11 protein-coding genes are annotated in these 10,812 nt (G+C 66.9%); 7 read left to right on the top strand and 4 right to left on the bottom strand.

Annotated features, from left to right (window positions below):
• Positions 1-351 precede the first annotated feature (351 nt).
• Positions 352-1,446, bottom strand: a complete 1,095-nt coding sequence (locus JOY90_RS14880; protein WP_291691878.1) for an adenylate/guanylate cyclase domain-containing protein — start codon at positions 1,444-1,446, stop codon at positions 352-354.
• Positions 1,447-1,538: 92 nt separating this feature from the next.
• On the opposite strand from JOY90_RS14880, the gene JOY90_RS14875 reads away from it, so the two are divergent.
• The gene (locus tag JOY90_RS14875; protein ID WP_291691877.1) at positions 1,539-1,991 is read left to right on the top strand and encodes an SRPBCC domain-containing protein; all 453 of its coding nucleotides are present in this window, start codon (positions 1,539-1,541) and stop codon (positions 1,989-1,991) included.
• 194 nt (positions 1,992-2,185) lie between these two features.
• Here the strand turns inward: JOY90_RS14875 and JOY90_RS14870 are convergent, their stop codons facing one another.
• On the bottom strand, positions 2,186-3,436 hold the full coding sequence (locus tag JOY90_RS14870) for a threonine/serine exporter family protein (RefSeq protein WP_291691876.1): 1,251 nt from the start codon (positions 3,434-3,436) through the stop codon (positions 2,186-2,188).
• A gap of 142 nt (positions 3,437-3,578) precedes the next feature.
• Positions 3,579-4,988 carry a class II fumarate hydratase gene (fumC, locus tag JOY90_RS14865; RefSeq protein WP_291691875.1) on the bottom strand — a complete coding sequence of 470 codons (1,410 nt, stop codon included), beginning with the start codon at positions 4,986-4,988 and terminating at the stop codon, positions 3,579-3,581.
• 572 nt (positions 4,989-5,560) lie between these two features.
• On the opposite strand from fumC, the gene tuf reads away from it, so the two are divergent.
• From tuf to JOY90_RS14835, 6 genes are all read left to right on the top strand, one after another.
• Complete coding sequence (gene tuf, locus JOY90_RS14860; protein WP_291691874.1) at positions 5,561-6,766, top strand: elongation factor Tu; 1,206 nt, start codon at positions 5,561-5,563, stop codon at positions 6,764-6,766.
• A 154-nt stretch (positions 6,767-6,920) separates the two neighbouring features.
• Complete coding sequence (locus tag JOY90_RS14855; protein WP_291691873.1) at positions 6,921-7,277, top strand: hypothetical protein; 357 nt, start codon at positions 6,921-6,923, stop codon at positions 7,275-7,277.
• 67 nt (positions 7,278-7,344) lie between these two features.
• Complete coding sequence (locus JOY90_RS14850; RefSeq protein WP_291691872.1) at positions 7,345-8,214, top strand: AraC family transcriptional regulator; 870 nt, start codon at positions 7,345-7,347, stop codon at positions 8,212-8,214.
• Positions 8,215-8,241: 27 nt separating this feature from the next.
• Positions 8,242-9,141 (top strand): alpha/beta fold hydrolase, encoded by a 900-nt coding sequence (locus tag JOY90_RS14845; RefSeq protein WP_291691871.1) that lies wholly within the window; start codon positions 8,242-8,244, stop codon positions 9,139-9,141.
• Between the two features lie 52 nt (positions 9,142-9,193).
• Positions 9,194-10,066: an SDR family NAD(P)-dependent oxidoreductase gene (locus tag JOY90_RS14840; RefSeq protein WP_291691870.1), complete on the top strand. Its 873-nt coding sequence runs from the start codon at positions 9,194-9,196 to the stop codon at positions 10,064-10,066.
• A 71-nt stretch (positions 10,067-10,137) separates the two neighbouring features.
• Positions 10,138-10,539: a MarR family transcriptional regulator gene (locus JOY90_RS14835; RefSeq protein ID WP_291691869.1), complete on the top strand. Its 402-nt coding sequence runs from the start codon at positions 10,138-10,140 to the stop codon at positions 10,537-10,539.
• Positions 10,540-10,553: 14 nt separating this feature from the next.
• Here the strand turns inward: JOY90_RS14835 and JOY90_RS14830 are convergent.
• Positions 10,554-10,812, bottom strand: a 259-nt coding sequence (locus JOY90_RS14830) for a heme-binding protein (protein WP_291691868.1), incomplete at its 5' end; no start/stop codon positions are given.

Genomic DNA, 10,812 nt, shown 5'->3' with positions numbered 1-10,812 from the left:
ACGCCAGCGTCGCGGCGCCAGGACCACACGATTTCGCCGTCCGCAACGAAGTGCGCTCGTCTCGCGCGCCGTCGCGTCCACCGCATCCCCGCCTCACGTCCCGTGACGATCGCGATACGCCCTCTGACGAGGCGGGATGGATGGATTAATGACACAATTCAGAAAAAAAGAAATCAAGAATATTTTCGTACGGAGATCTGGACAGCCGATTCCGCCTTGAGCCGGCTCGTGAATTTCGGTTTTTCGCGCATTGATTTTGCGCCGTTTTGCGGGCCGTGCCGGCCCGATCGGCAGCGGACATCGCGCAATTCGGCAGCCCGTCGGGCGACTCGCGGAAGGCTCCGGCGCGCGTCACTGCTCCGGCAGGGTGAACACCGCGCAGGGCGAGGCGACGCCGCGCAGCGCATGCGTGCCGAGCGCGACCAGCGGCACCGTGGTTTCGGCGGCGAGCGCGCCCGAGATCAGCACCGTGCGGCCGAGCGGCCGGCACAATCCCTCCAGCCGGCTGGCGAGATTGACGGCGGCGCCGATCGCGGTGAAATCGAGCCGGTCGGCGGCGCCGATATTGCCCCACAGCATCTCGCCGAGATGCAGCGCGGCGCCGAACGGCAGCGGCGGCAATTCCTTCCGTCGGCGCTCCTCGTCGAGATGGTGCATCCCGCTGCGCGCGGCGGACACCGCGCGTACGGCGTTGTCGCAGGCGCTGCGCGGCGATTCCTCGATCACCGGGAAGATCGCCAGCATGCCGTCGCCGATGAATTTCAGCACCTCGCCGCCGAAGACGTGGACCGCGCCTGCGATACGGTCGAACCAGGCGTTGAGCGCGGCGATAACCTCCGCGGGCGGATGGTCTTCCGACAGCGCGGTGAAGCCGCGCAGATCGGCATAGAGCAGGGCGGCCTGGATGGTCTCGCCCGGGTCGCGCCGGAGCGGCGCCGCCAGCACGCGCGCAGCGCTGCGCTTGCCGAGATAGGCGTCCAGCGTCGCCTCGAGGGTGGCGCGGGCCGCGAGCGCGGCCAGCGGCGCCGCCGCGAAACGCGCGGCCTCGCGCAATCGATCGATCTCGCCGACCGTGAAAGGGCGCGGCCCGATCCAGCCGAGCAGGGGGCCATCCGGCCGCAGCCCGACGATATCCTCATGCGCCGGGCCGGCCGCGAGCCCGGCAAGCCAGCGCCGGCTGGCGTCGCCGGCCGGGTTCGCCTCCAGCGCGGCCAGCGGGCCGCCGGGCGCGAAGCCCAGCGCCTCGATGACCTCTCCGTCCTCGGTGCGCCACAGCCAGGTGCGCCGGGCGATCAGGGGATGCGGCACATCGAGCGTGAGCGCGCCACCGACCAGCGGCACGCCGTCGTTGACGAGATGCGCGCCGAGCTCCGCCAGGAACCGGTCGGCGCCCGCGGCGTCCGCGGCGGTGTCGACCAGAAAGGCAAGCGTCGAGGGGAGCTGCATGGGCGGATCATGCGGTCGAGGGCCATGCTTGTCACGGCTTTCCTCCTGGAAGACCAATCCCTATGTTCTGGAACGCGTTCCAGGAGGCATCGATGACCGAACCGCTCGTGATCCACCGTGAAACCTATATCGCCGCCCCGCAGGCGACCGTGTTCGCGTTCCTGACCGATCCGGACAAGATCGTGAGCTGGATGGGCGCGGAAGCGGCGACCGAGCCGCGTCCGGGGGGACTCTACCTGGTCAAGGGTGTGCGCGAGCGAAGCAATGTGGCGCGCGGCGAATTCCGCGAGGTCGTGCCCGTGCACCGGCTCGCCTACAGCTTCGGCTGGGAGGGCAGGGAACAGGTGCCACCGGGATCGAGCCTGATCGAGATCGACCTGATCGACCAGGATGGCGGCACGCTGTTGCGGATGACGCACACGGGACTGCCCAACGAGGTGCAGGTCGCCGCCCATGCCAGAGGCTGGGCGCACTATTTCGGCCGGCTCGCAATGGCAGCCGCCGGGCGAGATCCGGGCGTCGATCACGGCCCGCCGCGCCCCTAGTGCAGGGAGGCAGCAGTCGTAGGATGGGCCAAGGCGCGCGCGACGATGCTGCGCATCGCGCGGAGCGCCGTGCACCATGTCTCGACGGCATGGCTTTGAAGGGTGGGCACGCTTCCGCCTTCGCCCTGTGCGCTTCGTCGGACGAGTCCGTCTTTGCGTGGCGCGCTTCTGTGCACGCGGCCGCTTGGTCCACGCTACGATCTGGCGCGCACCGAGCGATCGCTGAAATGGTCGATGACCAGCTTGGGAACGACGAGACCGATGCTCATGGCCAGGATGATGATCCCGGCAATGAAGCCGTCGGTGGTCGTCGCGCCGATCAGTTCCATCGTGGTCTGCGAGCCGCCGGCAATCTGTAATAGGCCGCTCGCCATCCGGAACAGGTAGACGCCGGGGATCATCGACACCACCGAGGCGAAGCCGATCGCCGCAAACGGCATGTGTGTTCGCCGCGAAACCGGCGTGAGGATCAGGGCGACCGCAATGCAGGCGACCAGGGCGCCCGTGGCGGCGCCGAAACCGAGCTGTGCAATGGTGAACCAGCGCAAGGCATGGGCGAGCATGCCGACCGCAACCGGCCATGGCAGCATGCGCAACGGCGAGGAAAAGAACACGCTGTAGGCGGCAACCGCAACGCCGGCGGCGATCACGTCCTGCCACAGCGGCACGGACCGGCCGGGCGGATCGGCCGGAAGCGAAACGCCGAGGAGCGTCAGCCCGAGCAGCAGCCCGACCGAAATCGCGACCACGATCAGCATGGCATGAAGCAGGCGCGCGGCGCCGAGCGATATTCGGCCGTTGATCAGGTCGAGCGCGCTGTTCAGAAAAAACGGGCCAGGCACCAGGACCATGCACGGACAGACCGCGACGAGGCGCAACGACGAACTCAGGTCGTAGCGCACGGCGGCCGCCCCGATGAGGCCGGAGACGAGGGCTGCGCAAAACGGTTGCAGGAAGAGGTTTGTGCTCAGCTTGGCCAGGACGCGGCGCAGGAATGCGCCCGCGCCGGCGCTCACAAATATCAGGCCCGCGGCCGCAAAATGCTGGACGCCGAAAATGACCGCCAGGGCTACGGCGCCGGTCGCGGCGGCGAGCGCGAACAGCCAGCTCGGCGCCGGCGCCGCGCGCGCTATTTCCTCGATGCTCTCGATGGCGATGTCCGGTGCGAGGCGGCCGGACTCGATGGCGTCGACCAGTTGCATCGCCGAAGCCACACGGTCCATGTCCACGCCGACGGGATCGGCTGCGACCTGGAACGTCAGCCTGTCCTGCCCTTGATCGGCCACGAGCTGTAGCGTTCCCCAGCTCGGCGCGATCGCGGCCGGCAGGCCTAACGCGCGAGCGAGGCGTTCGGCCGCGCCCACGGTTTGCTCGGTGGCCTGTCCGTTGACGTACAGCACCTTCGCAGACGTCAGGATCAATTGCGATTGCTCATCCACAGTCATCGGAATCACCCCCAGGACCGCCGCCTCGGAGCGGCAGTGCCCCGATCCCGAGACTCGCAAGCCGCCTTGCCGCGGCATGGCGCGAATCCTGGAAGCGGAGCAACGGGACCGTCTCGCAGGCGCCGCTGCCGACGCACTCGGCTCAATGTGCGTCGGTTGCCACGTATGGCTTCACCATCTTTCTCGGGTCAACGACGCGATCGAATTCCGCCTCGTCGACAAAGCCGAGCTTCAGCGCGGCCTGCTTCAGCGTGAGGTCGTTGTCCATGGCATAGTGGGCGATCCTGGACGCCTTGTCGTAGCCGATGACGGGAGAGAGCGCCGTCACCAGCATCAGCGACCGCTCGACATATTCGTTGATCTTCTTCAGGTTCGGCTTGGTGCCCTCGACCAGGAACCTGCGGAAATTCGTGCAGCCGTCGGTGAGGATCGTGACCGAGTGCGTGATATTGTAGATCATCAGCGGCTTGTAGACGTTCATCTCCAGGTAGCCGCCGGCGCCGCCGAAGCCCACGGCGACGTCGTTGGCCATCACCTGCACCGCGATCATGGTGAGCGCCTCGCACTGGGTCGGGTTGACCTTGCCGGGCATGATCGACGAGCCCGGCTCGTTCTCGGGGATATCAAGCTCGGCAAATCCGGCGCGCGGTCCGCACGACATCAGGCGGATGTCATTGGCGATCTTGTACAGCGACACCGCCAGGGTGCGGAGCGTTCCGGAGAGCTGCACCAGCGCATCGTGGCTGCCCTGGACCGTGAACTTGTTGGGAGCCGTGACAAAGGGCAGGCCGGTCAGCCTGGCAATCTCGGCGGCCGCAGCTTCCGCAAAGCCTGGCGCCGAGTTGATGCCGGTGCCCACTGCGGTGCCGCCGAGCGCCAGGCGGTAGACCCCCGGCAACGCCGCTTCGATGTGCTCCAGCGCGTCGGATAACATCCCGGCATAGCCGGACCATTCCTGCCCCAGGGTCAGCGGCGTGGCGTCCTGCATGTGGGTGCGCCCGATCTTGACGATGTCGTCCCACGCCTTCGCTTTGGCGTCGATGGCGTCGCGCAGGGCCGCGACCGCCGGAACGAGACGCTGCTTCACGTTGACCGCGGCCGCGATGCACATCGCCGAAGGGAATGTATCATTCGAGGATTGCGCCATGTTGACGTGATCGTTGGGATGGACCGGTGCGTGGCTGCCGAGCGCCGTGCCGGCGAGCTGGGAGCAGCGGTTGGAGATCACCTCGTTGACGTTCATGTTGAACTGGGTGCCGCTGCCGGTCATCCAGACGTGCAAGGGGAACATGTCGTGGTGCTGGCCGCCGAGGATTTCGTCGCAGGTCTGCACGATCAGCTTGTAGCGCTGGTCATCGAGGCGCTTGCTGGCGTGGTTTGCGATGGCTGCGGCCTTCTTCAAGGTCGCATAGGCCGTGATCATCTCGCGAGGCATCAGATCCTGGCCGATGCTGAAATGCGCGAGCGAGCGCTGAGTTTGCGCGCCCCACAGCTTGTCCTCGGGCACCTCGACCACACCAAGGCTGTCGGTTTCTTTTCTCATGCTGCCCATTTCGCCGTCTCCGTCTCGTTGGATGCCGGCAGGTGCATCGCGCCTGCCTGTATCGGTTCATTGCATGGAAACCCGCGCTGTCGATTCTCATCCGCATCGGCACGCCGTTTCCCCTCTGGGGGGCGTGCTCCGGCAGGCTGGATATCTGTTCGGACGAGTCCGGGTACCCGCTATGCCGACGCTCGGCTTTTCAATTTGCAGCAAAATTTCGCGCCGAGTTGGGTAAATTGCGCGTTATCCGGCTGGCGAGAGCGTAGGGCGGCGAGGTTTGATGGCGCACGCGCCCGCCTCTTGCCAAAGGTGCGACCATCTCCTATGTACACATCTCATTTCGCAGCAAGAGCGACCCAGGCAACCCACATGCGGCAGTCACAGCGAGCATCATCGATGATGATGACGGGAGGGCTAATGCCCTCGTCCGCCGCTATTCTGCTTTGGGCCTGACCGAACCTCTCACCTGACATCGAGAAGCGCGGCCCCGGAGCGGAAGCGGCTCCGGGTGCCGAAACGAGCTCTCGCGGTGCCCCGAGTCGTGCAAACCAGCACGGGAGCTCGAGCACCACAGGTGTCCCATGTCCAAAGAGAAGTTCACTCGCCTCAAGCCCAACTGCAACGTGGGCACGATCGGGCACGTGGACCATGGCAAGACGACGCTGACGGCGGCGATGACGAAGGTCTCGGCCGATCACGGCTGGGGCGCGTTCGTCTCCTACCAGGACGTCGCCAAGGCGTCGGCCGCGCAAGGTACGCGTGACGACTCGAAGATCCTGACCATCGCGACGAGCCACGTCGAATATTCGACGGCGGCGCGCCACTACTCGCACGTCGACTGTCCGGGCCATGCCGATTATGTGAAGAACATGATCACGGGCGCGGCGCAGATGGACGGCGCGATCCTGGTCGTCTCGGCGCTCGACGGACCGATGCCGCAGACGCGCGAGCACATCCTGCTGGCGCGCCAGGTCGGCGTGCCGCGCATCGTGGTGTTCCTGAACAAGTGCGATGTCGCCGACGATCCGGAGCTCGTCGATCTCGTCGAGATCGAGGTGCGCGATCTCCTGTCGAAGTACCAGTTCGACGGCGACAACGCGCCGGTCGTGCGCGGCTCCGCGATCCAGGCGCTGCGCGGCGAGAGCGGTCCGCTGGCGGATCAGGCGATCCTGAAACTGTTCGAGGCGCTCGACACTTATGTCGAGCTGCCCGAGCGGCCGAAGGATCGGCCGTTCCTGATGCCGATCGAGGGCGTGCAGTCGATCTCCGGCCGCGGCACCGTGGTGACCGGGCTGGTCGAGCGCGGCACAGTCAGGCTCGGCGACGAGGTCGAGATCATCGGCCTCGGCGACACCCGCAAGTCCGTGGTGACCAGCATCGAGACCTACCGGAAGGTCCTCGACCAGGGGGAGGCCGGCGACAATGTCGGCTGCCTGCTGCGCGGGATCGACAAGGCGACGGTGCGGCGGGGCCAGGTGCTGTCGAAGCCCGGCGCGGCCAAGCCGCACAAGGCCTTCCGGGCGGAGGTGTACGTGCTGACGAAGGACGAGGGCGGGCGTCATACGCCTTTCTTCAAGAACTATCGTCCGCAGTTCTACTTCCGCACCGCCGACGTCACCGGCACCGTCGCCCTCGGCAGCGGCGTCGAGATGGTGATGCCGGGCGACAACGCCGAGCTCGTGATCGAGCTCAACGATGCGATCGCTCTGGAGGAGCGGTCGCGCTTCGCGATCCGTGAAGGCAACCGCACTGTCGGTGCGGGGATCGTGACCGAGATCGTGGAGTAACGGATGGGGGCCGGCGGTAGCCGGCCCCAGGCCGTTCCGTGGCGGAGGTCACGGACGCTTGAGGTTCATTTTCGTTTGGGTGCGGCGACGGATTCGCCGCGCTGTGGTAAGCGGTCGAATCGAACGGTCTGCCAACACGGGAAGCAACCTGCCGATGTTGCTGCGAAGCTCACGATGGTTCTGGCCGGCCGCAACGGCGTTCCTGCTTGCGTGCAGCCAGGCGCACGCGGGCGCGGACGCTGCAACAGATACGCCGCGGCCGGTCCATGTCCGCAAATGCGTCGACATGGATGGCCACGCCTTCGAGTGGCAATGGAGCAACGTGCCGTTCGCCAGCACCTGCTCGACCGAGGCGGTCGCCGACGCGCCCAGCGCGCCGGTCCTGGCCTGTTCGGCGAGCTGCTCCGGCCATTTCAACGCCTGCTTCGGGCCGGCGTTCGACCAGGCACGGATCGACACCTGCTTCGGTGAGTACGAGGCCTGCCTCGCGGGGTGCAGGAAGACGCCGTAAGCGACGCTTGGCCGTTCACGATGCGTGATGCATGATGTCGGGGGCTTCACGGGACGGCAGGGCCGGAGTGGACGTCATACGGAAGACGCTGTTCGAAAGCGGTAGCCTTCAAATCGGCCTCGTCGAGGTGCGCCCGCGCTCCGACGCCTGCGGCGATGTCGAGCAGCAGAGCACGAATGTGATGGTGCTGCCTGTCAGCGGCCTGTTCACGAAGCATGAAGCCCCGGGCCGCGCCATGACCGGCACGTCGAGCCACGCCGTTCTTGTCGCAGCGGACACGCCGTATCGCGTCAGCTTCCCCGGCGCGATCGGTGATCGCGCACTCACGCTGCGGTTCGGCGCCGATCTCGTGCCCGGATTGATGGATGGCGCCGATACTGCATCGCACGGCCTGCTTCCTCCCGACGCCATGATGCTGCGGAGCCTGCTCCTGACCAGGCTTGCGACGCGAAAGGCTGACGCCTTCGAGGCCGAAACGCTCGGCCTTGATCTCCTTGCGGCCTCGCTCCGGGCGACGGGACCAGGTGCGTCACGCTCTCGGCGCGCCACCGACGTCCGGCAGAGCCGCGCTCTGGAGCGCGTGAAGGAAGCGGTGGCGCTGGCACCTTCCGACAACTGGAATGTCGCAAGGCTTGCGAGAATCGCAAATCTCTCGTCCTTCCATTTGTGCCACGTGTTTCGGCAGATCACCGGCACCTCGCTCTATCGCTATGTCCTGCGCGAGCGGCTGTCATCCGCGCTCGCGGCGGTGCTTGACGGCGGTGACGATCTCACCTCCATCGCGCTGGAGGCCGGATTCGCAAGTCATAGTCACTTCACCGCGCATTTCCGCAAATTCTTCGGCTGCACGCCGGCGGTCCTGCGGCGCACTGCAACGGTGGCGGGTATCGCCGAATTCCGCAAGATCGTGACAGCGTCCGGGCGCCATCCTGCGTAACGTGCCTCCGCAACCGACGGAGGTTCCATGGACATCGCGACATTTCACGCCAGCAGGCGCTTCGCCAGCGTCGATTCCGGACGTATCGCCTATGTCGAGACCGGCGAGGGCCCGCCGGCGCTGTTCGTTCATGGCGTGCCGCTCAACGGCTATCACTGGCGTCATGTGATGGCGAAGGTGGGCGGCCGGCGGCGCTGCATCGCCATCGATCTGATGGGGCTCGGCTACACCGAGATCGCGCCGGGGCAGGACGTCTCGTTCCCGGCGCAGGCGCGGATGATCGCCGAGGTGCTCGATGCGCTCGGCATCGAGACCGTCGATCTCGTCGGCAACGACAGCGGCGGCGCCATCGCCCAGATTTTCGCTGCAACCCATCCGGATCGGCTCCGCTCGCTGGTGCTGACCAATTGCGACGTGCATGACGGCTGGCCGCCGCCGCAGGTGCTGCCGGTGATCGAGCGCGCGCGGCAGGGAACGCTGGCGCCGGCCTTCCGGTCGCTGCTCGATCATCCCGAGCTGGCGCGCGAGCGCCATGCCAAGGGCGAGTCGGTGCCGCTGTTCCGCAGCTACGCCGATCCGCAGGTCCTGACCGACGACGTCATCCGCCTCTATCTGGCGCCGCTGCTGTCGTCGCAGGAGCGGATCGACGCCTTCCAGCGCTATTGGCTCGCCTTCGATCATCGCCAGACCGTCGCCATCCACGGCGCGCTCCGGCGCCTCGACGTGCCGACGCTCATCGTCTGGGGCCTCGCCGACATCTTCTTCGACAGGAAGTGGGCGCATTGGCTGAAGGACACGATCCCCGGCGCCCGGCGCGTGATCGAAATTCCCGACGGCCGGCTGTTCTTTCCCGAGGATCGCCCCGAGGCGCTCGTGGAGCCAATGCTCGCGTTCTGGGACGAGGCGGGAAGGCGCGTGCCGCGATAGCCGGCTCTAAAAGAGGCTTGACTTATATCAATATGTTGATAACAATCAAGCCATGAATAAAATAGCGCTCGTAACGGGCGCCACGCGGAATCTCGGCTTCTCGCTGGCGCAAGGTCTCGCCCGCCGGCTCGATCCGGCTGATGTCGTCTACCTGACGGGACGCGATCCCGGCCGCATCGCGCAATCCCTGCAGAAACTGACCGGCTCGGTGGCGCAGGTGCGTGGCGAGCTGCTGGACGTTTCGAGACGCGACGCGGTCGAACGCTTCGCCGGGCAGCTCCTCGACCGCCATGGCGGCGTCGACATCGTGTTTTCCAATCACTACACCCGGGTTCAGCCCGAGGATGATCCGGCCGAGATCATCGATGATTATGTCGCCGCCAACAATCTCGGCACCACCAACGTGCTGCGCAGCCTGTCGCCGCTGCTGCGCGACGGCGGCAGGCTCCTGGTGGTGGCAAGCCGCGCCGGCAGCCTGCGCGCGCTGGCGCCGGCGCTGCATCCGCGCTTTCAGAACCTGCGATCGCTCGACGACGTCGACCGTGCCGTCGCGACCTGGCGGGATGCGGTCCGCACCGGGCGCGCGCCCGGCCAGGCGTGGCCGGCCTGGATCAACATCCCCTCCAAGATCGGGCAGGTCGCGGCGGTGCGGGTGCTGGCGGGCCAGCGCCGCGCCGAGGACCTGTCGCGCGGCATCCTGATCGCGTCGATCTCGCCGGGCCTGATCGATACCGGGGCCTCCCGCGCCTGGCTCGATCTGGCCGGCGCGCCGCAGCCCGACGAGGTGGCGGGGCCCCTGATCGATTTCGCGTTGCGGCCCGAGATCGACGAGCAGCTTTACGGCGAACTCGTTCATGTCGGACGCGAGGAGCCGGGTCCGTTCGGCACCGTGATCCGCAATGGCGCCATCGTGCCGTGGCAGTAAGGCCCTCTCGTCCATCGCAATCGCGCCGGACGGCGGCGCGCAAAGCACCGGGCGAGGAGCCGCGGCTCGGCATGCTGGTGAAGCGGGCCGAGCAGGCCATGCTTCGCGCCAAGAGCGCGGCGCTGAAACTCGTCGGCCTGACGCCGGCGCAATATGTCGCGCTGCACGAGCTCGATTGTCAGCCCGGCATCACCGCCGCGACCCTGGCACGCGCCTGTCTCGTGACGCCGCAGGCGATGATGATCCTGCTGAAGTCGATGGAGCAGCAGGGATTGATCTCGCGGTCCTTGCACCCACGGCATGCCAACGTGCTCGAGCTGCACATGAGCGAGGTCGGCCGTGAAGCGCTGCACAGCGCGCGTCAGCGTGTCGAGCCGATCGAGGAGCGGGTCTTCGGCGCGTTCTCGCCGAAAGAGATTGCCGCGTTCCGCGACTTTCTCTCGCGCTTCATCGAGGCCTTCGAGAAGGAATAGAGGTCCGCCTCCATTCACCCCGCATTCGCCTTCAGGCCGGCCGCCTCGATGCCGGCGACGGCGCAGATCTCGTCATTGTCGGAGGTGTCGCCGGAGACGCCGACCGCGCCGAGCAGTTTCGTGCCGTCCTGGATCAGCACGCCGCCGGGCACGGGCACGAGCCGGCCTTGCGCCAGCGTGTTCACGGCATCGACGAAATAGGCCTGTTCCTGGGCACGCTGGAACAGCGCGCGGGAGCCCATGCCCATCGCGAGCGCGCCCCAGGCCTTGCCA

It is taken from the genome of Bradyrhizobium sp., assembly GCF_019242285.1.
Classification (GTDB): Bacteria; Pseudomonadota; Alphaproteobacteria; order Rhizobiales; family Xanthobacteraceae; genus Bradyrhizobium.
This window is presented reverse-complemented; position numbering and strand designations above follow the sequence as displayed.

Excerpts from the sequence above, each read along its gene's own strand:
- JOY90_RS14880 (WP_291691878.1), bottom strand. The coding sequence starts at position 1,446 with ATGCAGCTCCCCTCGACGCTTGCCTTTCTGGTCGACACCGCCGCGGAC.
- JOY90_RS14875 (WP_291691877.1), top strand. The coding sequence starts at position 1,539 with ATGACCGAACCGCTCGTGATCCACCGTGAAACCTATATCGCCGCCCCG.
- JOY90_RS14870 (WP_291691876.1), bottom strand. The coding sequence starts at position 3,436 with ATGACTGTGGATGAGCAATCGCAATTGATCCTGACGTCTGCGAAGGTG.
- fumC (WP_291691875.1), bottom strand. The coding sequence starts at position 4,988 with ATGGGCAGCATGAGAAAAGAAACCGACAGCCTTGGTGTGGTCGAGGTG.
- tuf (WP_291691874.1), top strand. The coding sequence starts at position 5,561 with ATGTCCAAAGAGAAGTTCACTCGCCTCAAGCCCAACTGCAACGTGGGC.
- JOY90_RS14855 (WP_291691873.1), top strand. The coding sequence starts at position 6,921 with ATGTTGCTGCGAAGCTCACGATGGTTCTGGCCGGCCGCAACGGCGTTC.
- JOY90_RS14845 (WP_291691871.1), top strand. The coding sequence starts at position 8,242 with ATGGACATCGCGACATTTCACGCCAGCAGGCGCTTCGCCAGCGTCGAT.
- JOY90_RS14840 (WP_291691870.1), top strand. The coding sequence starts at position 9,194 with ATGAATAAAATAGCGCTCGTAACGGGCGCCACGCGGAATCTCGGCTTC.
- JOY90_RS14835 (WP_291691869.1), top strand. The coding sequence starts at position 10,138 with ATGCTGGTGAAGCGGGCCGAGCAGGCCATGCTTCGCGCCAAGAGCGCG.